The organism is Brevibacterium renqingii (assembly GCF_017808095.1).
Classification (GTDB): domain Bacteria; phylum Actinomycetota; class Actinomycetes; order Actinomycetales; family Brevibacteriaceae; genus Brevibacterium; species Brevibacterium renqingii.
In genome coordinates, this window is record NZ_JADBHG010000001.1 from 472,769 (window position 1) to 493,987 (window position 21,219).

The following is a 21,219-nucleotide window of genomic DNA, read 5'->3' on the forward strand; positions in this document are numbered from 1 at the left end:
ATGGACGGCGGCCGACTGTACCTCGACACGGCCTCGGCGGCACCGGTGCGCCGGGAGGCCCTCGAAGCCGCGTGGCCGTATCTGGCCGGCGCCTTCGGCAATCCCTCGAGCCATCACGAAGTCGGTCGGCTCTCGTCGGAGGCCCTCGCCGACGCCCGGTCCCGGGTGGCGCGGGTGCTCGGCATGCGCAGCACGGACATCACGTTCACCAGCGGCGGCACCGAAGCGGACAACCTCGCGATCATCGGCATGGCCCTCGGCGCCCAGGCCCACGTCGGTACGCAGGCCGGACGAGGGGCCCGGGGCGGGGCACATCCACGTGGCGGCGGGCCGCCTCGGCGACATATCGTCACCTCGGCGATCGAACACGAAGCGGTGCTCGCCTCGGCGGAGTTCCTCACCCGAGTGCACGGATTCGACGTCACCGAGGTCGCACTCGGCCCCGGTGGGACGGTGTCTCCCGAGGCTTTGGAGGCTGCTGTGCGGCCGGGCACCGCGGTCGTGAGCCTGGGCTATGCGAACAATGAGATCGGCACGGTCGCCGACGTCCCCGCCCTGGCGGAGGTCGCGCACGCCTCGGGCGCGCTGTTCCACACCGATGCGGTGCAGGCGGCCGGGTGGCTGCCGCTGTCGGGTCTCGGCGTGGACGCGCTCACCCTGGCCGGGCACAAGGTCGGTGCGCCGAAGGGCATCGGTGTGGCCGCGATCCGCGCCCGCATCCCCGTCGAACCGCTCATCCACGGCGGCGGGCAGGAATCCGGCCGCCGGTCGGGCACGGAGAACGTCGCCCTGGCGGTCGCCTTCGCCACGGCCCTGGAACTCGCCGAGGCGGAGCGGTACGCAGCCGCCGACCGTGTCCGGGCCGTGCGCGACGCGTTCGTCTCCGCAGTCCTGAGCGCGGTTCCGGGAGCCTTCCTCACGGGCAGCCCGGAAGCGCGGACCCCGAATCATGCGTCTTTCTGCTTCCCGAACACCTCCGGTGAGGCCGTCCTCCTCGAGCTCGAACGCCTCGGCGTGACGGCGTCGAGCGGATCGGCCTGTGCGGTCGGTTCCGATGAGGCCTCGCATGTGCTCGTGGCTCTGGGCATCGAGGCCGAGGTCGCTCAGACGAGCGTCCGCTTCACCTTCCCCGCCGGTGTCACGGACGAACAGGGGCGCCTCGCTTCGCAGGCGGTCATCGAGGCGGCCGAGAGTCTCGCCCTCAGCTACACCTGATTGTGTCCACTCTCACACCCACCAGGCGAGACGCCCCTATCATTCTTCGCGATTCGGAGAGAAAATAGGGGCAAGCATTCGTACCGGGTGTGAGGGGGCCACCATGGATCTGCTGATTCTGTTCATGATTGCCGTGATGTTTTCGACGATCGTGTTCTTCGTCGGGCGATACGCATGCCCGAGGCACGATCGCGTCCCTCTCATGGAGGTCGATCACGTGCTCCTGTGGAATACGCTGCGCCGCGGTTGGCATGCGCTCGGATCGTTCGGACCACTCACCCATTACCCCGACGGATCGTCCGGCACAGCGCACGCCTGAGGTTCGCTCGCGCCTGCCGCTGAATGACAGAACTTCCCTTGTTGTTAAAGTGGCAGGGTGACTTCCTCTGCACCTCAACGTCAGAACCCGTTCGGGGCTTTCGCGGCGCTCGTGTTCGCAGCCGTGTCGATCCTCGTGTTCATCGGCACCGCCGTGTGGTTCTGGATCCAGGCCCCGGACACCGTCGCGAGCCACTTCGATTCCTCGGGACAGCCCGACGACTGGTCGTCGAAGGCGGGCACGCTGGGCTGGCTCGTGCCGATCGGCGTGGGACTCCCCCTGCTCTTCTCGATCCGCTGCATCTGGGAGAAGCTCCCGAGCTCCATCATCAACATCCCGTTCAAGGAGTACTGGCTCGCACACGGCGAGCGCACTTACCTCTATGACTGCCTCATGGAGTTCATGCGCATCCTCGGCGGGGCAATGGCCCTGCTGTTGACGACGGTGCTCGTGATGATCATGCGCGAGGGGCGCGGGGCGACGATGCCGACGGGGATGACGTTCCTTCCCACCGGCGTCTTCCTCATCATCACCGCAGCGGCTCTGATCAACCTTGTCCGCCGGCTCCGCCCGCCGAGGTGAGCCCGGGCCCATGGGCTCAGCGGGCCGGCCTCGGCAGCTTCCCTCAGACGCTCGCGGTTTCGACCGCAGCACCCTGCGGCAGGAAGATGGAGGCGTCCCAGTTCTGCATCGCGTGTGCCGAGGCCCAGAAGTGGAGTTCGTAGACACACGCCTGTTCGAAGGCCGCGCGCATCCGTGCCGCTTCCTCGTCCGGGGCCTTCGCGAGCTCCTGTTCGAGGATCTGCACCGCGTGGCGGGTCGATTCGTCGAACTCCGGTGAGTCATAGGTCTGGACCCAGGCCCGGTACGGATGGTCAGCGGCCATCTGCCCGGCCTCGTCGATGAGCACCTTGCCCATGTGCGCGTAGACCCAGAAGCACGGCAGCACTCCGGCGACGCCTTCCCCGTAGGAGCGGCTGGCAGCCGTGGCGACGAGGAAGGACACATAGCCGAGCGTCGTCGGCGAAGCCTTGGCACCCGCACTGGCGCCGGTGAGCTCGGCATGTGCGGCGGCCAGACGCGAATCGGCCAGCAGCTCTTCGTGCATGCCCTCCTCGACCGTGATCGCCTCGGCCGCCGAGCCGGCCCAGAAGCGGGACTCGTCGCGGTCGACGGTCTTTGCGGCGAGGAAGGACATCGCCTTCGCGTAGCCGTTCAGGTAGATGCCGTCCTGGATGATGTAGTTCGTGAACGCCGTGACGTCGAGGCTGCCGTCGGCGAGTTGGGCGAGGAACGGCAGGTCTTCGATCTGTTCGACGATCGGGCGGACGCGCTCCCACAGCTGAGTGGTCTGCGGGCCGGCGGCGAAATCGACGGTCATGGGAACTCCTTTGTGCTCGTGTGACGTGGTTCAGGCGGGCTGACCGCGGATGATGTCGACCTGATGGTCGACGGGTCCGTGGGCGCCGACGGGGTCGAGGCTGACCTGCCAGTCGGCGGCCGAGGCCAGGGCGCGGGCCAGGAAATCCAGGGCATTGCTGACGGCATCGCCGAGGAGGTCGACACCTGCCGCGAACGCTGCTGTTGCGTCGCCGTCCGCCCCTATCGCGGACACTGCGCGTTCGCGGCCGAGTACGGCCACCTCGGCGGTGATCGCCGCCGACAGCGTGCATCCGGTGCCGTGCGTGTTCGGGGTGGTGAGCCTCGGATGGGTGAACTCGCGGATCTGCCCGTCACGGGTGGCGAGGATGTCGGAGACGTCCCCGTCGCTGCCGTGTCCGCCCTTGAGGAGGACGGCGCCGGGTCCCCGGTCGAGCAGGCGGCGGGCCTGTTCACGCATCTGTGCGGACGATCCCGCCTCGGGTTCGTCGTCTCCGAGCAGCAGGGCCGCTTCGGGGAGGTTCGGGGTGATGAGGTCGGCGACGGGCAGCAGGTGGGTGCGCACCGCGTCGACGGCATCGGCTTCGAGGAGCCGGTGCCCGGAGGTCGCGATCATCACCGGGTCGACGGTGAAGAATCCGAGCCTGCCGGCTGCCGCGCGGGCGGCGACGAGTTCGACGAGTGAACGGGTACCGAGCATCCCTGACTTCGAGGCGTCGACGGGCATGTCGTCGAGCACGGAGTCGAACTGGTCGGCCACGAAGTCGTCGTCGATCGGATAGACCCGAGACACCCCGTGCGTGTTCTGCGCGACGAGCGCGGTGATCACGGTCGTGCCGAGGGTCCCCCGCGCGGTGAACGTCTTGAGGTCGGCGTGGATGCCGGCACCCCCAGAGGGGTCGGTGCCGGCGATGGACAGGGTGATGGGCGGGCGGGTGCTCATGCGTGGCCTCCTGTGAAGGCGGCGAGCAGCTGCTCGGCCGCGGCCTTCGGGTCCTCGGCGGTGCAGATGGCCGAGACCACGCAGATGCCGAGCAGTCCGCGGTCGCGCAGCTCAGGCGCCCGGTCGATGCTGATGCCGCCGATCGCGACAGCCGGGATGCCCGCTTCGATGACGAGTTCGCCGAGGCGCTCGGGTCCGATGCCGTCGGGAGCGTCGGCCTTCGTCGCGGTGTCGTAGACGGGCCCGATGCCGATGAGGTCGACGACGTCGGTGTCGCGGGCGGCGGCGAATTCGGCGCTGTTCGCGGCCGAGAGACCGATCAGCGGTGCCTCGCCCAAGGTGGCGCGCACCTCGGCGACGGTGGCATCAGTTTGGCCGACGTGGATGTGCACGATCTCGCCTTCGTCGATGAGGCGGCGGGCCACCTCGACGCGATCGTTGAGGACGATGGGGACTGTGCGGTCAGTGCCCGCGGTGGCGGAGTCGACGGCGGCGATGACCTGGCGGGTCAGCGAGTAGAAGGCGGTGTCGTCGATGTCCTTGTCGCGCACCTGGACGATTCCCACTCCCCCGGCGACGGCCTCGTGCACGGTCTCGGCGACGCTGCGGCCGGCCGCTTCGCACTGAGCGGAGTCGGTGACGAGGTAGAGGCGGGTGTCGATGCCGGTGAAGCGGTCCTGAGACTGAACGGTCACGCCCTGGTCCCCTGTGTCGTGGGGGCTGTCCGCGGGGTGCGCCGATCCGGCGGTCATGCCTGCACGCCTTCGTCCGCGGTCAGTGTGCCGTGGCTGACCCGGGCCTGGGCCAGCTGGTCGCCGGTGACGGCGTGGAGGGCGTCGAGGAAGCTCACCGAGTAGCTGCCGGGCCCGTGAGCGCCGGCGGCGGCGAGTTCTCCGGCGACGGCGAAGTGCGCGTGGGCGGCGACGACGGCTTCGAATCTCGCCAGGGCGGCCGCGCTGTCGATGGCCGGGTCCCCTGCCGCAGTCGCCGAGACCGTTGCTGCGGAGTCCGGGCCTGCAGTGCTGGAGTCGGCGGTGGCCAGGTAGGCGACGGCGACGGCGCCGAGGGAGCAGCCGGTGCCGATGACCAGCGGCATGAAGTCGTGGCCGCCGTCGATATGGGCGACATGGTCGGTTCCGTCGATGTGCGCGACGACGGCATCACTGGGCCCGGACACCGCGACGATCGCACCGGTCGTGCGTGCCAGCTGGGCGGCGGCGGGAAGGACGGCGTCCACCTCATCGGTGGAGTCGACTCCGCGTCCGCCGAGGCCGACTCCGGCCAGAGCCGCGATCTCCGAGGCGTTGCCGCGGATCGCGGTCGGTCGGTCAGCGGCGGCGCGGCGGATGCGAGAGGTGCGGAAGTCGACCGCGCCGACGCTGACGGGGTCGAGCACCCAGGGCTTGCCGGCGGCAGCGGCGACGTCGATGGCGGCATCGGCGGCGAGCAGCTGATGATTCGAAGCGGTGCCGAAATTGATGAGCACGCCGTCGGCGATGCCGGCGAACTGCCCGGCGTCGGCCTCATGGTCGAGCATCGCCGGGGACGCGCCGACGGCCAGGAGCACGTTCGCGCTGAATTGCTGCACGACGGTGTTCGTGATGCATTGGATGAGCGGATGTCCCGCACGCAGTCGTGCGTTGGCAGAACGCAGGTCGAAGTCAACCATGACGATCCCTTCGCTAGTATGGCCCAGATCAGGTTCGATGGGTGTTCTCTCAGCCTCGCCGAACTCCGCTGCCGCGGATCGTCATGAGGCACCCCATGTCATTGGCTTCGACTGTATCAGCCCCACCGGGACGGGGCGAGTCCGCACGAGCTGGTCGCGCCGCCGATTGCACCGAGCGGACCACTTGGCCTCGAAAGGACCCCTTGCAACTGGTCCCTCGACACCAAGTGGTCCGCTCGGTGAGGGCGGGACTCCCCTACCCCCGGCCGACGTACCTCTGGCCGCGGCGGCTGAGGGCGTCGATGACGACGGCGGTGAGGAGGACGAGCGCGGTGATGATCTGCTGCGCATCGGAGTTGAAGCCGATGAGGTAGAGACCGTTGTTGATCGCTCCGACGACCAGGGCACCGAGCACGGCGGCCCAGGCCGACCCGCGTCCGCCGAAGAGAGAGGTGCCGCCGATGACGGCTGCCGCGATCGCGTTGAGCAGGTCCTGGGTGCTGACCAGGGTCGATCCGGCGTTCGTCGTCACCCCTGTTTTGATGAACCCGAACAGTGCGGCGAGCACGCCCGCGGCCATGAACACGCTGATGCGCACCCAGGTGACGCGGATGCCGGCTCGCCTGGCGGCTTCGACCTTGCCGCCGACGGCGTAGATCGAGCGGCCGTAGCGGGTCTTGCGCAGCACCAGATCGATGACGATCGCGATGACCATCATGAGGAAGAAGGGCATGGCCAGCCCGAAGTCCTGGTTGACGAGGATGAGGAACCCGAACACGATCGCGGCCAGCAGCACGATGCGCACGATCACCGAGGTCCAGCTCGGCGCGTTCAGCCCCTCACGATGCCGACGCAGCTTCGAATGGATGATTCCGGCACCGAAGCCGATGATCGCGACCGCCCCGAAGACGTAGGCCCAGATGGCCGGGAAATAGTAGCTGGCGAAGTCGAAGGCGAAGGTCTCCGACATCGACAGGTTCTTCTGCGTGCCCAAGGTCGTCAGCGTCAGACCCGTGAAGGCGAGCAGGCCGGCCAGGGTGACGACGAAGGCGGGGATGCCGACGACGGCGAAGAACCACCCCTGCACGGCTCCGACGACGAGCCCGAGCAGCAGCATGATGATCAGCGCGATGGCCGGCGGCACACCCTGCCGGACCACGAGCACACCGAGCAGCGAGGCCGCCAACCCGCCCAGCTGCGCCAGGGACAGGTCGATCTCGCCGAGGAGCAGGATGAGGTTGATGCCCAGCGCAAGGATCGCGAGGAAGGCGACCTGGGTGGAGAGGTTGACGAGGTTGGCCGGTGAGATGAAGTTGGAATCGGCCGTCTGGAAGACGATGACGATGACGACGAGCGCGAGGATGACCGGGAACGCCCCCAGCTGCCCCTCCTTGACCCGTCGGACGAACGTGCCGACGACCCCCTCGCTGGAGATCCGCTCATCGGTGATGAAGGAGTTGCGAGTCATCGGCGCTCACCCCTGCGTGCGGCCCTCTTCGTCACGACATTGTCGCTGGCTCCGGTGATCGCGGCGACGAGCACATCGGTGCGTTCGTCCCCGGGGAAGTCGCCGACGTCCTTGCCCAGCCGCAGCACGTGGACACGGTCGGCGACGGCCTGCACATCGGCCATATTGTGGCTGACGAGCAGCACACCCAGATCGCGTTCCTTGAGCCTCTCGATGAGGTTGAGCACCTCGGCCGTCTGTGCCACGCCGAGGGCGGCAGTCGGCTCGTCGAGCATGACCAGGGACGGCTCGCCCAGCAGGGACCGGGCGATCGCAACGGTCTGCCGCTGGCCGCCGGACAGGGCCGCGATCGGCACCCGCACGCTCGGGATCTTCGCCGACAGGCTGCGCAGCAGCTCCCAGGACTTCGCTTCCATGGCCACCTCGTCGAGGACTCCCCCACGGGTCTTCTCGTGCCCGAGGAACAGATTGGCCACGACGTCGAGGTTCTCGCACAGGGCCAGGTCCTGGAACACGGTGGCCACTCCGGCCTTCTGTGCGTCCTTGGGTGAGGAGAACCTCTGCTTCGTGCCGTTCATGACGAGATCGCCCTCATCGGCGGCGTGGACGCCGGCGATGACCTTGATCAGCGTCGACTTGCCGGCGCCGTTGTCGCCGACGAGCCCGACGACTTCGCCGCGGCCGACGGTGAGGTGGATGTCGGTCAGGGCCTGCACGGCCCCGAACCTCTTGTTGATTCCGCGCAGCTCGAGCACGGGTTCGCTGCTGTCTCCCGGCGCCTGCGCCGCCGCGGGGGTCGGTTCGGGTGTCTCAGATGTCATCTGTTCCTCGCTGTCGCCGCCCCGGACTGTCGGCGACCCGGAGGGCCGCCGGCAGGTGGGCTGTCATGTCGCGTCTGCACCGTCGCTGAGTCACTTCACTCCTGCGTCTGCGCAGAGCTTCTTCACGCTGCCGGTGCAGATGTCGTCGGCCTTGATCTGATCGCCGACGATGTCCTTGACCGAGTCCTTGGTGACGACCTTGGCCTCGACGAAGTCCGTCGGGGTGTCCTTGTAGGTCGTTCCGGCGTCGACGTCCTCGCCGCCTGCCAGCGCGACGGCGGCATTCGCGGCGAATTCGGCCTGGGGCGGGATCGACTTGTAGATCGTGGCGTACTGGTCGCCCTTGAGGATGTTCTGCAGGCCGTCGACCTCGGCGTCCTGACCGGTGACGACGGGGTCGACCTTGGCCTTCTTCGTCGCGGCGATGACGCCGCCTGCGGTTCCGTCGTTGGCCGCGTAGATCGCGATCGGCTTCTCGCCCTTGCCCTGCAGCTGGCCCTCGACCCACTGGCGGGCGTCGTCGGGGTTCCAGTCGAGGGTGTCGTGACTGGCGGCGATGTCGACGCCGGCGTCCTTGAGGGTCTCTTCGGCCCCGGCTTTGAAGTCCGCGGCGTTCGGGTCCTTCGGGTCACCGTTGACCATCCACACCGGGCCCGACTTTGGGTCGACGTCCTCGGCCTTGAGGCCGTCGAGCACGGCCTGGCCCTGCAGGTTGCCGATCTTCTTGTTGTCGAAGGAGGTGTAGTAGTCGGCACCTTCGAAGAAGCGGTCGTAGGCGATGACCGGGATCTTCTTCGCCTTTGCCTTCGACAGCGCCGACGACACCGCAGAAGCATCGACGGGGTCGAGGACGATGGCGTCCACACCCTCGGTGACCGCCGCTTCGAACTGCTGTTGCTGCTGGGTCGCGTCCTGGTTGGCGTTGCGGTATTCGACCTTCGCGTCGGGGTTGGCCTCGGCGACGTACTTCTCGAAGTTCGGCTTGTCGAGGGATTCGTACCGGGTGGTCTTCGACTCGGGAAGGAGCAGTGCGATCGTGACTTCCCCGTCACCGCCGGAACCGCTGTCGGCTTCCGCATTGCCCTGGCCCTTCTGATTGCCGCAGCCGCTGAGCGCGAGCGCGCCGATGGCGACCGAGGCACCGAAAAGGGCCAGCTTCTTGTGGGACTTCAGGTTGTGCCTCATTGTGAACCTTTCAATCATTCTGACAACGTTGTCAGGTTGTTGAATATGATTCGCCGATCGACCCCCGGTGTCAACTGTTTCGCTGCGAAAGTCTTCACCGCCGATCCGGCGGTTCCTCGCCGCTGCCCCGAGCGATGAGGGCAACCGGGAAGACGTCTTGTCCCCCGCAGGTCCGACCGCCTCCGCCATCGAGTCCGTCGCCGCCGCTCCCACCGAGGCAGCCGTCGCCCTTCCCCGCCGGAGCCTGCAGTCGGCGGACCGCCTCGGCGGCCATGGCCTCGATGTCACGGTCGACGACGGTGACGTCGAGGAGTTCGGCGGTGGGGAAATCGTCGATGCCCACGAGCGCCGGCCATTCGCCGAGGCGGCGGCAGGCGTCGATGGCACCCTGGGTGAGCGTGGCGGACAGGGTGATGAGCGCGCTCGGGGCGCTGCGGGACCCGAGCCAGGCGGCGACGACGTTCTTCGCACTGGCCTCGTCATGGGCGTCTTCGCGCATATAGGCCCGCCAGCCGATGTCGCCGCGGCCGGCGAAAGCGGACCGGATGCCCTCGAGGCGGCGGATGGTGACGAGGCTCGTCGAATGATCGCCGATGACGCCGAGGGCGAGGTGCCCGTGATCGAGCAGCTGCCTGGCGGCCAGTTGCCCGGCAGCGACTTCGTCACCCGTGATGACGGTCACTCCTGCCCCGGTGACTGCGGGGTCGAAGGAGACGATCCTGACATCGGCGCCGGCGGCCCGGGAATAGATTCCGGTCATGTCCGGGTGGGCCCGGAGGACGATGATTCCCGACAGGTCGTTGGCCAGGCATTCGTCGAGGAAGGCCACTTCACGGTCCGGGCTGCCCCCGATCACGGTCACCACAGGGCGCAGGTCGACGGCCGAGAGTTCCGCTTCGAGAGCGGTGAAGGCGCGGGTCTGCAGCGCATCGTCGGCGGCGGAGAGGACGACGCCGACATAGGGCGAACGCCCACCGGCACGCAGTCTCTTGGCTGTGGGGTTGAGGCGGAAGCCGAGTTCGGCGGCGGACTCTTCGACCTTCTGCGCCGTCGCGCGGGCGACGTGCTTCTCCCCGTTGAGCACCCGGGAGGCGGTCTTGATGCTCACTCCGGCATGCGCAGCGACGGTGGCCAGCGTCGGCCGCTCGTTCTGCTTCGCCATGACCACACCTTTGAGTCCGAGAACCGGTTCGTGAACGGCCGCAAAGATCAGCAGCCGCTGGATTGATGATAGCCGTATGCCCTGCGCGCACGAGGACCCATAGAACCGAAGAAGATGAATTGCGTGCAGTCAGTTTCGCCTTCTCCAGCGCCGTTTGTGCAGCGGTGAGGCTTGGCGGTTGCGCTGCGGAACCACTTGAATGGTCGGTCAAACACCTAGTGACGGGCAGACCGGACGCGCAGTACATCGAAGAAATCATGTCGGCGGTACCAATCCAGAGGCCAGTCGTCCTCATCTGCGCCGATGACAGCCGTGATGCACCCCTGAATCGCCACGTGGTGCAACATCTCCAAGAGCATGGACGTCCCATATCCTCTGCCACGCCATTGTGGAAATATGTCAACCTCCTGCAGGCGTACGCAATCTCCGTGTGGAACCGATACCTTGAAATGCCCAATCGCTCCTACGACGTCGTGTCCGGCGACCGCGAAGAACAGCGTCATACCGACACGCTTCGCACGCTGCCGAAGTTCGTCAACCATGGCGCGGGCGCGCGACTCGGTGACGCCGAAATCGGCCTCGACCGCGACGCGTTCATCAGCATAGCGATTCCACGATTCTTCGGTCGCAATAGGCCGTAAGGTGATCTGCCGATCAGGAACGATCGGCGGAGATAATCCTCGCGCCAAGAGAACTTTGGCACGTCCAATTCGGTCGCTGTCACCCAAAGGCTCAACGACGTCATAGATCTGCTGCTCGGTAGCCAGCGCTAGTGCCGATTCGTCGTCGGCGTGCGGCATCGGCGCCTCCTGCTCTCCGTTTTCACTTTTGCGTGGAGCATACCTCCGGCAAGAGCGGTACGGATATTCAGGTGGGCCTGCATAGTGCTTAATCTTCGCCACCGCATCCGACCGATGCATAGACTCGCCGAGGTGGAGCTCGGCCACGGTGCCCCACCTCGGCGATGCTGGTGTTCGTCGTGGTCAGCGGGCCACGGGGTTGGGCATGGTGCCGGCATAGAGCAGCGATTCGGCCTGATTGCCGATGTCGACCATCTGCTTCGTGTTCCGCAGCTGCAGGCGGTTGAGGCAGGAGTGGTCGAAGCGCGGAGCGCGCAGGTCGACGTCTCCGCCGACCCCGCGGGCATGTTCCGGATGCTCGGACTCGTAGTCATCGAGTACCTCGCCCACGAGGCCCCAGAAGCGCCCGGCCCTGATGAGTCCGTCGGCATCGAGGATGCCCGACAGGTGGCGCAGGACTCCGTCGAACATGTCTGTGAACACCGACAGCGCTTTCTCCTCGCCTGAGACCACGGCACGGATGCGTTCGACCTCCTCAGGCAGTTCGCGGTGGCCGAGCACGGCGACCTCCTCACCGATGTCCTTCATGAACGCTCCGGTGACCGTGCTGTCGTCGAGGACGAGGATGAGGTTCTCCCCGTGCGGCATGAACACGAGGTCGTGGGCGAGCAGGGCATGGAGCAGCGGTCGCAGATAGACGCGCAGATAGCTGCGCACCCAGTCCTCCGGCTCCAGCTCCGAAGCGCGGATGAGCTCACCGACGAAGGAGCGGCCCTCATGATCGCGGTGGAGCAGAGCGGCCATGGTGATGAGCTTCTGACCCTGTGTGATCTGTGCGAGAGGGTTCTCTCGCCACAGCGCCGCGAGCATCTTGCGATGCGGATTCGTCTCCTTCGTCCGGTGGTAGACATCTCCGGTGTAGCCGAGTGCCGCCCGTTCCCTCAGGACCCGGAATCCGGTCTCGGCGAAGGTGGCATCGGAGCCGATGAGGTCCGCGACCCAGTCGTTGATGGCCGGGGTGTTGCGCATGTACTTCGGCGACAGTCCGCGCAGGAATCCCATGTTCTGCACGGCGAGCGCAACTTTGACGTACGGGGCCCCGCCGCGCGAGTGGTTGAAGAAGGTGCGCAGGGACTGCTGCGCCTGGTGCTCATCACATCCCTCTCCCAGCGGCAGCAGGTCTCCGCGGGCGATGTCCGCAGCGAACGTGATCGCCAGGCGGTGGTCCGCCTGCCAGGGGTGTATCGGCATGAGGTGGAAGTCCTCGGGATCCTGCCCGGCCGCCCTGATGCGAGCGTCGAAGAGTTCGCGTTCAGCCTCGCTGAGCGCCTGGTCGAGGTGGTCGGATTCGTCGAGTCCGTCCCCGAGGGACAGATGGCTGTGCTCGCGTCTGACAGCGATCCATTCGAGGCGGTTGCGTCTGCCGTTCTCCGGCGCCCAGGTTCGGAAGTCGCTGAGCGCGAAGCCGATGCGTCCGTTGTTCGCGAGGAATCCGGGGTGGCCTTCGATCATGGCCGCCTCGGTGGTCTGGAAGTCCGCGTCGACGAGTCCGCGCGCATCCGGTCGCTTCCCGGCCCGGGCGTCCTCGAGTTTGAAGGCGGCGCCGGCCAGCGTCGAGGCGAGCTCCTCGAGGTAGGTCGAGATGAGGTCTTCGGGCAGGGCGAGATCGTCTTGGAGTTCGACGATGAGCTCCTGCACGTCGAGTGGGACCTCGGTGTCGTCGCGCCAACGGCTGATGCTGTCTTCGTCGATGACCCAGTGCTCGAGCGGCAGCAGGCGGGCCGTGAAGGTGTAGCGAGTGGCGCCGTCGATCGCCAGCTCCCAGTTGTCGCCGACCGCCGAGGCGTCGCCGCCGTCGTCCGTGGCGGCGCCACCGCCGTCCGTGGCGGCGCCACCGTCCGAGGGGCTCCTTCCCTCTCCGGCGCCGCCAGAGGACGAGCGCACCGGGGTGATGAGTCGTTCGTGGGCGAATTCGGACAGGGCTTTGGCCACGAGGTGGCGCTGAGACACGGCGAAGGCATCGGCGTTGAGGTGGGCGTAGGCCTGCGGAAGCGAGGCGTCCTGGTCGGTGTCGCGCCCATGCCCCACGAGGCCGGCGAGCTCGCTCGCGTCGAAGTCGGCCCGCGAGCACACGCTCACCAGGGCTCGCTTCTCCACTTCGCCCATGAGGATCGTCGCCTCCCGCACCGGGTGGAAACCGGCTGCCCGGTTCTTTTCGATGATGGCGTCGTTGCGGGCGTCGGGTTCGACGACGACGCGGTGGCCTCCGCGTCCGCCCTGGTCAGCAGGCCTGAGGCAGAAGTCGATGACCTCGGCCATGATCCGGTCGGTGAGCCCGTGCACGGCCGGCCCCGCCGGTGGTGCCACGAGCAGGTGCATTCCGATGTCGCCCGGACCGGCGGCCAGGACGTTCTGCGGGATGAGGCTGTCCGGGGTGTAGGTCTCGACGTAGAAGCAGTCGGTGCCGTCGACGGCTCCGATCCAGCCGGCGTCGTCGGCGGAGTCGCGGATGCCTGTCAGGTAGTCGCGGACTCCTGACTCGTCGAGGTCGGTCATCATCCAGTACTGGGCGCGCGGGTGGCTGAGCCAGGCGTGGAGCTGGGCGGTGTCCCGAACGACGTCGAGCGGTCGGATGGTCACCCTCGCCGAGGCGGCCGTCGGCTCGACGGTCGAACCCGCGATCGGGTTCGCGGTCGGGTTCGCGTCCTCGGAAGCCGGGTGGGCCGCCTCGGCCGGGGCGGTGGTCGGTGTGTCGGTCGGGTCGGTGATGAGTTCGGTGGTCATGCGTGTGACATCTCCTTGGAGTCGTCGAGGTCGAGGGCGGCGGCGGGATCGTCATCGGGCACCCCGAAGGTCTGGAACGCGATCCGGTTCTCGATCGGATAGGGCTCGCGGCCGGTCACCGCAGCCAGTACGACCGAGGCCCTCCAGGGGCCGAAGCCGAGGTCAGGAGCGGTGACGCCGTGAGTGTGCTCTTCGCCGTTGAGCACATGGATGGTGCCCTCGTCGTTGATCGTGTAGTGGCGGCTGACGTCGAGGCGGCCGTGGGAGTCGAGGCGCACCTCGTCGCCGAGCGGAGCGAGGAAGTCCGGCACCTGCGAACGGTAGCCGGTGGCTGCGACCACGGCTCCGCTGCGTCGGGTGAAGGTCTTGTCCAGTGCGGTGTTGCGGAAGTCGAGAAGGTACTCGCCGCTGATCGGATCGACCGTCGCCGTCTGCAGTTCGGCTTCGGAGATGAGATTGGTCAGCAGTGTCCGACCGCAGCGGCTGAGGCGGTAGAGGGTGTCGTGGATGTCGTCGACGAGGTCGGCGGAGATCCCTTTGTACAGGGTGCGCTGCTCGCGGCCGAGGCGGTCGCGCAGCTCGTCGGGCAGGGCGCGAAAGTGGTCGGTGTATTCCGGGGAGGTCATCTCGAGGGTGAGCTTCGTGTACTCCATGGGGAAGAACCGCGGTGAACGGGTCACCCAGTCCAGTCGAACCCCGCGGTCCTCGGCATCGTCGATGAGATCCCGGTAGATCTCGGCCGCCGACTGTCCGCTGCCGACGATGGTCACGGCACCGGACTCGAGCAGGGCCTCGCGATTGTCCAGGTAGTCGGCGGTGTGGATGAGCGGACCGACCCCTTCCTCGGCTCCGATGCCCTGCAGTGCCTCGGGCAGCACCGGGCGGGTGCCGACGCCGAGGACGAGGTGGCGGGCGCGGTAGGTCTCGGTCGTCACGACCGATCCGGCGGCGTCGGTCACCTCGGCGAGGGCGGTGTAGATTCCGTCCTCGCGGGTCACGGATACGACACGTCGGTTCCAGCGCAGCGAGTCCAGCTGGGCGGCGACCCACCGGCAGTATTCGTCGAATTCGGCGCGCAGCGGGTAGAAGGATTCGCGGATGTAGAAGGGGTAGAGCCGGCCCTGTTCCTTGAGGAATTTGAGGAACGAGTACGGGGAGGTCGGATCGGCCATGGTGACGAGATCGGCGAGGAACGGCACCTGGATGGTCGAGCCTTCGATCATCATGCCCGGATGCCACCGGAACTCGGGGCGCTGGTCGAGGAAGACCGCGTCGACGTCGCCGAGCGGTTCCGACAGCGCGGCCAAGCCGAGGCCGAAGGGGCCGATGCCGACGCCGAGGAGGTCGTGGGTGTCATGTGCGCTCATGCCGCACCTCCTTCGAGGGTGCGTCCGGCCAGGATTCCGTGTCCGGTGGCGCGGACGAGGTCGAGGACGGCGGTGATGTCGTCGATGCCGGTGTCGGGGTTGAGCAGGGTGAGTTTGAGCCACGGGGTGCCGGCGATGACGGTGCGGGCCACGGCGGCCCGGCCGGAGCGGAAGAGGACGCGGCGGATGATCGGCACGAGTTCATCACATGTCTGCCGGTCGGCATTCGGCGGGGCGAAGCGGAAGAGCACGGTCGACAGGTCCGAGCCGCCCAGGACTTCGAAGTCGGCCTGGTCCTCGAGCAGTTCGCGCACCTCATCGGCCAGGTCGCAGACGGTGTCGATCATTGCACCGATCTCCCCGGCCCCGCGGGCGCGCAGCGTCGCCCAGAGCTTGAGTGCGTCGAAGCGGCGGGTGGTCTGCAGGGATTTGTCGACCTGGTTCGGTTCGGCGTCGGCGGACTGCGCTTCGGTCTCGGGGTTGAGGTAGTCGTGGTGGTGGATGGTCGGGGCGAAGGCCGCGGAGTCCCTGACCAGCAGCGCCGAGGACGACACCGGCTGGAAGAACGTCTTGTGGAAGTCGATGGTCACCGAGGCGGCCCGACCGATTCCGTCGAGCAGGTGAGCACGGCGTGGGGCCCAGAGGAGTCCTCCCCCGTAGGCGGCGTCGACGTGCAGCCACACGTTCGCGGCTTCACAGACCTCGGCGATGGGCTCGAGGGGGTCGATGACCCCGAGGTCCGTGGTTCCGGCGGTGGCGACGACGGCCATGGGGATGGCGCCGTTCGCGTCGATCGCGAGCAGGCTCGCCCGCAGTGCCTCGGCGTCCATGCGTCCGGCGGCATCGGTCGGCACGGTCACGACCGCCTCGGCGTCGAGGCCGAGGAGGAACGCGGCCCGGGCCACGGAGAAGTGGGCCTGGTCGGTGGCGAGGATCCGCAGGCGCGGCAGGCCGCCTCGGCGAGTGTCGCTGCCGTCATCCGAGCGTGCGTCGTCGAGCCGGGCCAGCACGTTCTCCCGGGCGAGGAACAGCGCCTGGAGGTTCGACTGGGTGCCGCCGGAGGTGGCGACTTCGGATTGGTCGTAGGTGTCGACCGAGGTGTTGATGGCCGCGAGCATCGCCTCGGCGGCGACGGCGGGCACGGCGACCGGGCAGTTGAGGTGGGCGACGTAGCTGGGGTGGTGGAACCACACCGCGTTGTCGGCGTAGAGGGAGTCGATCTCGCGCAGGGCGGCGGTATTGCCGACGCCAGGGGTGTCGAGATCGACGGCATCGACCGCGGCCTGCAGACCGAAGCGATCCTTCGCCGAGGCGGCCCGCTCAGTCGTGCGGAAGCGTTCGCCGAGTGCGTCGACGACGTCGTGCATGAGTGATGTGTATTCGTCGGCGCTGTGGGCGCCGAGTAGGGCGTCGCTATGGGGAAAATCGGGGGCGTGAAGGGGCGCTGCTGGTGGTATCGCTGCGGTATCGGAAAGCAGAGAAGTCGTCACTGTGTGGTTTCCTCCTTCGATGGACGGACCGCGGAGCGCGGTTCGCATTAGGGAAACCTACCCTAACTATCTCCGATTCCGAAGGGGCTCAGACCAGGTGCGATGACTACTGCTGTCGCAGCCGGGCCCCCTGCGAGGCCGCTCCTCCCCCGAAATCACGCGGCAAGGAGCCTGTCTGCACTACAGGCACACGGACGCAAAAATGGGAGAGTGGCATCCGTCACACCCGCGCGAGTCGTCCAGCATCGTGAGACAGACGATGCGTGACGACAGCCGCACGCTGCGGTCCGCAGCAGCAAACGCCTGCCCGACCAACCAGTGGTCGCCTCCGACTCGCAGCGCCGCAACGGGTACCCGGCCGACCAGAGGTCATGTTCGGATACTTTTTTGCCTGGAAAATATCCGAACATGACCACTCGTTGCACCAGCAACCGCCGAAGACACGAAAAGGCCGCAGCCCCTGCACAACTCGGCAGAGACTGCGGCTGACCCGCTCCTCACTTCGGAGCCTCAAGCCTCACTTCACGACGTAGTTCGGGGCCTCGACCGTCATCTGGATGTCGTGCGGGTGGCTTTCCTTCAGCCCCGCAGTGGTGAGGCGGACGAATTTGCCCTTGGCCTTGAGGTCGTCGATGGTGCGCGCGCCGACGTAGAACATCGTCTGTCGCAGTCCGCCGGTGAGCTGGTGGGCGACCTGCTTGAGGTGTCCGCGGTAGGCGACGCGACCTTCGATGCCCTCGGGGATGAGGTCGGTGTCGGTGGCGATGTCGGCCTGGAAGTAGCGGTCCTTCGAATACGACTTGCCCTTGCGCGGTGCCATGGCGCCCAGCGACCCCATGCCGCGGTAGGCCTTGTACTGCTTGCCGTTGATGAAGATGAGCTCACCGGGCGATTCGTTGCAGCCTGCAAGCAGGGAGCCGAGCATGACGGTGTCGGCACCGGCGACGAGGGCCTTGCCGATGTCACCGGAGTACTGGAGCCCGCCGTCGCCGATGACCGGGACGCCGGCGGCGCGTGCGGCCTGCGCGGCGAGGTGGATGGCGGTGACCTGCGGGACTCCGACGCCGGCGACGACGCGGGTGGTGCAGATCGATCCGGGCCCCACGCCGACCTTGACGGCGTCGACGCCGGCGTCGATGAGCGCCTGGGCCCCCTCCTTCGTCGCGACGTTGCCGCCGATGATCTGGACGTGGGCGAAGGCCGGGTCGGACTTGATCGTCTTGATCATGTCCGTGACTCCGCGGGCATGGCCGTTGGCGGTGTCGACGACGAGGACGTCTGCGCCTGCCTCGGCGAGCATTCCTGCGCGTTCATAGGCGTCGCCGTAGAAGCCGACGGCCGCACCCACGCGCAGGCGACCCTCGTCGTCCTTCGTGGCCAGCGGGTACTCCTCGGTCTTGACGAAGTCCTTGACGGTGATGAGGCCCTTGATGACGTTGTTGTCGTCGACCAGGGGCAGCTTCTCGACCTTGTGCTCGGCGAGCAGTTCGAAGGCCTTCTCCGCGGAGACGCCGACGGGTGCGGTGACCAGCGGCATCTTCGTCATCGTCTCGGCGACGGTGCGGGTGGGGAATTCGCTGCGGGTGACGAAGCGCAGATCGCGGTTGGTCACGATGCCGACGAGGACGCCGTGGTCGTCGACGACGGGCAGTCCGGAGATCCGGTACCTGCCGCAGATCTCGTCGAGTTCGGTCAGCGTCTTGTCCGCGGTGATCGTCAGCGGGTCGTTGATCATGCCCGATTCGGAGCGCTTGACGTAGTCGACCTGGTCGGCCTGGTCCTCGGCCGAGAGGTTGCGGTGGATGATGCCCAGGCCGCCGATGCGGGCCATGGCGATGGCCATCCGCGATTCGGTGACGGTGTCCATGGCTGCGGAGACGAGCGGGATGTTGAGCTCGATCTCCTTGGTCAGACGGGTCGTCGTGGAGGCTTCGGAGGGGATGACATCGGTGTCGCCTGGCAGGAGGAGGACATCGTCGTAGGTGAGTCCCGTGAGGGAGAACGGATCGTTTGCGGCCTGTGATTCCTGCTCAGGGTTCCCCATGAAAACAGCCTTTCGACACGAAGATACGGTGCGTCAATGGTATCGGAGTCGAATAGGCGACGGCTATGGTTTCAAGCACCGAGCACTGTGAGACTGACTACACGGATCGGGGCGGCGACAACGGCGCAAACACGGATCCCAGCACGTCCCGCGAATCCCAGCACGGCCCCGCGGAAACGCCGGCGTGCCTCAGCGCCCTTCCCCGACCGACCGTGCGAGGTCGAGCGTCGAGGCTTCGGAATCGTCGAGGTGGATGCGCAGCAGGCCCTCGGCACCCTGCCGGTCGCCCGACTTCATCTTCTCGAGGATGTCACGGTGCGGGTTCGCCCAGTGCGAGTGGTACTTGCCGGGTTCGGGCGAGCGAGAGAACGTCGTCGACAGGCGGGCCATGAGGTTGAGGTAGAACTCGTCGAGCAGCGGGGAGCCGAGCAGTCCGACGATCGCCCGGTGGAAGGAGGCCGAATGTTCCTGCGCGTCGGTCCAGGACTCGTTCTTCGGTGCTGTCTCAGCCCGGACGACTGAGGCTTCGACGGCGGCCATCGCCTCGTCGGTGGCGTCCTGGGATTCCTGAACAGCGCGGATCTCGAAGACCCGGCGGGCGCGGTAGAGGTCCTTGAGCTCGTCGATGCCGAAGGTGCTGACGAAGAATCCGCGGTTGGGCTCCTGGGTCAGCAGTCCCGCATGGCGCAGGAGGCTGAGCGATTCGCGTGCGGTGTTGCGCGAGACGTTGAATTCCTTGGCCAATGCACCATCGCGGACCGGGCTTCCGGCCGGGTACTCACCGGTAGTGATGCGGGTGCGGACAAGGGCGACGATGGCCTCTGAGGTGCATCCGGGGGCATGTGGACTCATGACACCAGGCTACCGTGTCCCCGCCGCAGGTGGGCGAACCTCGGCGCCGTGGGTGAGCGGACCTCGGCGCAGTGGGTGAGCGGAGCTCGACGCCGGACCGACGAGTCCGATGACTCAGGGCGCCGCGACAGCCGTCGGGTCGAGGTTCAGCTGTGTGGTGAACCGGCGCGGGCGCCCGGTCTGCGGATCGTCGAACGCGATCTCCGATGCCAGGAGCTGCAGAGGCGAGCTGAAGTCGTAGGGATCGGGTGCCAGATCGACCGGATACACCGGATCGCCGAGGATGGGCAGCCCGAGCGCGTTCATGTGCACCCGCAGCTGGTGGGTCTTGCCCGTGACCGGTTCGAGCTCGTATTCGGCAACCCCGACCGCGCCCCCTCGCCGAGGTGGACCTGCCTTGGCCTCGGAATGACCCGCTGGCGTGATTGTCCGGAGCAGCCGGATGCGGCTGGTCGCGTTCGGCTCACCGTCGACTTCGAGGACCTGCCGACCACCCTCGGGTTTGACCAGGCGCGACTGCCGCACCAGCGGGAACTCCAGGCCCGGAGGCGGGACCGGGGCCAACGCCTGGTAGGTCTTCGTCACCAAACGGTCCTGGAACAGGCGCTGGTAGCGGCCACGGGTCTCCGGTCTCTTCGACAGGATGAGGAGCCCTGCGGTGATCCGGTCGAGGCGGTGAATGGCCACGAGGTCCGGCAGATCGAGGACGACGCGCAGGCGGGTGACGACGCATTCGCGGACGAACCGACCGTTGGGGGTGCTGGCGAGGAAGTGGGGCTTGTCGACGACGAGGAGGTCCTCGTCCTCGAACGCGATGCCGACTTCGAAGGGGATCCGCTCCTCAGCCGGCACCGGACGATGGAAGAAGTAGAACCCGCCGGGGATGACCGGATCCTCCCACGCCACCGCACGGCCCACCTCGTCGCGCATGTCCCCTTGCGCCAGCAGGCCGCGGCGAGCGGCCGGACTCGCCTCGGGGAATTCGGATTCCAGCCAGGCCCCGATCGTCTCGGGCACTGGAAGGTGGCTCTTCGCGTGGGTGGCTTTCCCGCCCGGGGCGCGCAGCGCGGTCGCCGAGATGCCCTCTCGAGGTGGGAGCGGACTGCGTGGCATCCCCTCAGTCTAGAGCCGAAGCCCGGACAGGCTGTTCAGGGCCGAAGCCCGGGCAGACTTCTCCCCGTCCGTGCAGAGGACCTCTCGACATGCGGGACATCCGCGGCCAAGAGAACTTCTCGATCCGACTGGGCCTATGGTGGAAGGCATGGACCACACCGAACTGACGGAGAAGTTTTTCAGCGAGAAGGTCGTCACTCCGGTCGTCCTCGGCATGTTCGCCGATGACGAATGGGACAGCATTGCGATGATCCGCGATCCCAAGGATGCACGACGGCTCACCGCAAGAATCGTCGTCTGCGGGGAGGCCGTCGAAGTCCTCCTCGACTATCCGGGCAGCACAGAGAGCCTCCTGCAGATGCAGCAGCGGCTCGTCGACGAGTTCACATCGTTCATCGAGGCGTCGGAGTTCGGCGCCCACCGAACCTCGGATTGGGAGGCCGGTGCAGTCTACGGAGGCCTCTGGCCGTCTGCGATCAGCCGTCCTCCCCGACCCGAGTTCCACGGCCCCGCCGACTGCACGCTGCGCCGGCTGCGGATCAGCGCCCGAGTCCTGCGGCTCGACCGGCGACGCTGCCTGTCGGCTCACCGCCGCGGCTGAGCCCGA

The 21,219-nt window shown here is 67.3% G+C and carries 19 protein-coding genes and 1 riboswitch; of the genes, 4 read left to right on the top strand and 15 right to left on the bottom strand.

What is annotated here, in order from left to right; translation table 11 throughout:
• The 3 genes from IIE29_RS02135 to IIE29_RS02145 all read left to right on the top strand — a co-directional run bounded on the left by IIE29_RS02135 (position 1) and on the right by IIE29_RS02145 (position 2,116).
• Complete coding sequence (locus tag IIE29_RS02135) at positions 1-1,215, top strand: cysteine desulfurase family protein (RefSeq protein WP_209323532.1); 1,215 nt, start codon at positions 1-3, stop codon at positions 1,213-1,215.
• A gap of 103 nt (positions 1,216-1,318) precedes the next feature.
• Positions 1,319-1,534, top strand: a complete 216-nt coding sequence (locus IIE29_RS02140; protein WP_209323533.1) for a hypothetical protein — start codon at positions 1,319-1,321, stop codon at positions 1,532-1,534.
• Between the two features lie 57 nt (positions 1,535-1,591).
• Positions 1,592-2,116, top strand: coding sequence for a DUF1648 domain-containing protein (locus IIE29_RS02145; protein WP_209323534.1), 525 nt, complete (start codon positions 1,592-1,594; stop codon positions 2,114-2,116).
• A 43-nt stretch (positions 2,117-2,159) separates the two neighbouring features.
• Here IIE29_RS02145 and IIE29_RS02150 read toward each other — a convergent pair whose 3' ends face one another.
• From IIE29_RS02150 to IIE29_RS02220, 15 genes are all read right to left on the bottom strand, one after another.
• On the bottom strand, positions 2,160-2,915 hold the full coding sequence (locus IIE29_RS02150) for a TenA family protein (RefSeq protein ID WP_209323535.1): 756 nt from the start codon (positions 2,913-2,915) through the stop codon (positions 2,160-2,162).
• A 30-nt stretch (positions 2,916-2,945) separates the two neighbouring features.
• A complete protein-coding gene (thiD, locus tag IIE29_RS02155) occupies positions 2,946-3,857 on the bottom strand; it encodes a bifunctional hydroxymethylpyrimidine kinase/phosphomethylpyrimidine kinase (protein WP_209323536.1) in 912 nt (303 codons plus the stop codon).
• A complete protein-coding gene (thiE, locus tag IIE29_RS02160; protein ID WP_209323537.1) occupies positions 3,854-4,609 on the bottom strand; it encodes a thiamine phosphate synthase in 756 nt (251 codons plus the stop codon). The genes thiD and thiE overlap by 4 nt, the downstream gene beginning before the upstream one ends.
• A complete protein-coding gene (gene thiM / locus IIE29_RS02165; RefSeq protein WP_209323538.1) occupies positions 4,606-5,526 on the bottom strand; it encodes a hydroxyethylthiazole kinase in 921 nt (306 codons plus the stop codon). Before thiM ends, thiE begins: the two co-directional genes overlap by 4 nt.
• Positions 5,514-5,632: riboswitch (TPP riboswitch) on the bottom strand. (Overlaps the previous gene by 13 nt.)
• Positions 5,633-5,782: 150 nt before the next feature.
• Complete coding sequence (locus tag IIE29_RS02170; protein ID WP_209323539.1) at positions 5,783-6,994, bottom strand: sugar ABC transporter permease; 1,212 nt, start codon at positions 6,992-6,994, stop codon at positions 5,783-5,785.
• Positions 6,991-7,815 carry an ATP-binding cassette domain-containing protein gene (locus tag IIE29_RS02175; RefSeq protein WP_209323540.1) on the bottom strand — a complete coding sequence of 275 codons (825 nt, stop codon included), beginning with the start codon at positions 7,813-7,815 and terminating at the stop codon, positions 6,991-6,993. The genes IIE29_RS02170 and IIE29_RS02175 overlap by 4 nt, the downstream gene beginning before the upstream one ends.
• A 90-nt stretch (positions 7,816-7,905) precedes the next feature.
• The gene (locus IIE29_RS02180; protein ID WP_209323541.1) at positions 7,906-9,000 is read right to left on the bottom strand and encodes a substrate-binding domain-containing protein; all 1,095 of its coding nucleotides are present in this window, start codon (positions 8,998-9,000) and stop codon (positions 7,906-7,908) included.
• Positions 9,001-9,094: 94 nt separating this feature from the next.
• On the bottom strand, positions 9,095-10,162 hold the full coding sequence (locus IIE29_RS02185) for a LacI family DNA-binding transcriptional regulator (RefSeq protein ID WP_209323542.1): 1,068 nt from the start codon (positions 10,160-10,162) through the stop codon (positions 9,095-9,097).
• 215 nt (positions 10,163-10,377) lie between these two features.
• Positions 10,378-11,109: a GNAT family N-acetyltransferase gene (locus IIE29_RS17080; protein ID WP_209323543.1), complete on the bottom strand. Its 732-nt coding sequence runs from the start codon at positions 11,107-11,109 to the stop codon at positions 10,378-10,380.
• Positions 11,110-11,145: 36 nt separating this feature from the next.
• Entirely contained in the window at positions 11,146-13,746 is a 2,601-nt protein-coding gene (locus tag IIE29_RS02195) for a GNAT family N-acetyltransferase (RefSeq protein ID WP_209323544.1), read from the bottom strand.
• Positions 13,743-15,113, bottom strand: coding sequence for a lysine N(6)-hydroxylase/L-ornithine N(5)-oxygenase family protein (locus tag IIE29_RS02200; RefSeq protein ID WP_209323545.1), 1,371 nt, complete (start codon positions 15,111-15,113; stop codon positions 13,743-13,745). The genes IIE29_RS02195 and IIE29_RS02200 overlap by 4 nt, the downstream gene beginning before the upstream one ends.
• Positions 15,110-16,480 (bottom strand): pyridoxal phosphate-dependent decarboxylase family protein, encoded by a 1,371-nt coding sequence (locus IIE29_RS02205; protein ID WP_246475640.1) that lies wholly within the window; start codon positions 16,478-16,480, stop codon positions 15,110-15,112. Before IIE29_RS02205 ends, IIE29_RS02200 begins: the two co-directional genes overlap by 4 nt.
• 640 nt (positions 16,481-17,120) lie before the next feature.
• Positions 17,121-18,647 (bottom strand): IMP dehydrogenase, encoded by a 1,527-nt coding sequence (guaB, locus tag IIE29_RS02210; protein ID WP_209323547.1) that lies wholly within the window; start codon positions 18,645-18,647, stop codon positions 17,121-17,123.
• 189 nt (positions 18,648-18,836) lie between these two features.
• Positions 18,837-19,499: a GntR family transcriptional regulator gene (locus IIE29_RS02215; protein WP_209323548.1), complete on the bottom strand. Its 663-nt coding sequence runs from the start codon at positions 19,497-19,499 to the stop codon at positions 18,837-18,839.
• 114 nt (positions 19,500-19,613) lie between these two features.
• Positions 19,614-20,612: a pseudouridine synthase gene (locus IIE29_RS02220; RefSeq protein WP_209323549.1), complete on the bottom strand. Its 999-nt coding sequence runs from the start codon at positions 20,610-20,612 to the stop codon at positions 19,614-19,616.
• 148 nt (positions 20,613-20,760) lie between these two features.
• On the opposite strand from IIE29_RS02220, the gene IIE29_RS02225 reads away from it, so the two are divergent.
• Complete coding sequence (locus IIE29_RS02225; protein WP_209323550.1) at positions 20,761-21,213, top strand: hypothetical protein; 453 nt, start codon at positions 20,761-20,763, stop codon at positions 21,211-21,213.
• Positions 21,214-21,219: the final 6 nt, after the last annotated feature.

Bases quoted from the DNA above. Each gene is read 5' to 3' on its own strand.
- IIE29_RS02135 (WP_209323532.1), top strand. From the start codon at position 1: ATGGACGGCGGCCGACTGTACCTCGACACGGCCTCGGCGGCACCGGTG.
- IIE29_RS02140 (WP_209323533.1), top strand. From the start codon at position 1,319: ATGGATCTGCTGATTCTGTTCATGATTGCCGTGATGTTTTCGACGATC.
- IIE29_RS02150 (WP_209323535.1), bottom strand. From the start codon at position 2,915: ATGACCGTCGATTTCGCCGCCGGCCCGCAGACCACTCAGCTGTGGGAG.
- thiD (WP_209323536.1), bottom strand. From the start codon at position 3,857: ATGAGCACCCGCCCGCCCATCACCCTGTCCATCGCCGGCACCGACCCC.
- thiE (WP_209323537.1), bottom strand. From the start codon at position 4,609: ATGACCGCCGGATCGGCGCACCCCGCGGACAGCCCCCACGACACAGGG.
- thiM (WP_209323538.1), bottom strand. From the start codon at position 5,526: ATGGTTGACTTCGACCTGCGTTCTGCCAACGCACGACTGCGTGCGGGA.
- IIE29_RS02170 (WP_209323539.1), bottom strand. From the start codon at position 6,994: ATGACTCGCAACTCCTTCATCACCGATGAGCGGATCTCCAGCGAGGGG.
- IIE29_RS02175 (WP_209323540.1), bottom strand. From the start codon at position 7,815: ATGACATCTGAGACACCCGAACCGACCCCCGCGGCGGCGCAGGCGCCG.
- IIE29_RS02180 (WP_209323541.1), bottom strand. From the start codon at position 9,000: ATGAGGCACAACCTGAAGTCCCACAAGAAGCTGGCCCTTTTCGGTGCC.
- IIE29_RS02185 (WP_209323542.1), bottom strand. From the start codon at position 10,162: ATGGCGAAGCAGAACGAGCGGCCGACGCTGGCCACCGTCGCTGCGCAT.
- IIE29_RS02195 (WP_209323544.1), bottom strand. From the start codon at position 13,746: ATGACCACCGAACTCATCACCGACCCGACCGACACACCGACCACCGCC.
- IIE29_RS02200 (WP_209323545.1), bottom strand. From the start codon at position 15,113: ATGAGCGCACATGACACCCACGACCTCCTCGGCGTCGGCATCGGCCCC.
- IIE29_RS02205 (WP_246475640.1), bottom strand. From the start codon at position 16,480: ATGCACGACGTCGTCGACGCACTCGGCGAACGCTTCCGCACGACTGAG.
- guaB (WP_209323547.1), bottom strand. From the start codon at position 18,647: ATGGGGAACCCTGAGCAGGAATCACAGGCCGCAAACGATCCGTTCTCC.
- IIE29_RS02215 (WP_209323548.1), bottom strand. From the start codon at position 19,499: ATGAGTCCACATGCCCCCGGATGCACCTCAGAGGCCATCGTCGCCCTT.
- IIE29_RS02220 (WP_209323549.1), bottom strand. From the start codon at position 20,612: ATGCCACGCAGTCCGCTCCCACCTCGAGAGGGCATCTCGGCGACCGCG.
- IIE29_RS02225 (WP_209323550.1), top strand. From the start codon at position 20,761: ATGGACCACACCGAACTGACGGAGAAGTTTTTCAGCGAGAAGGTCGTC.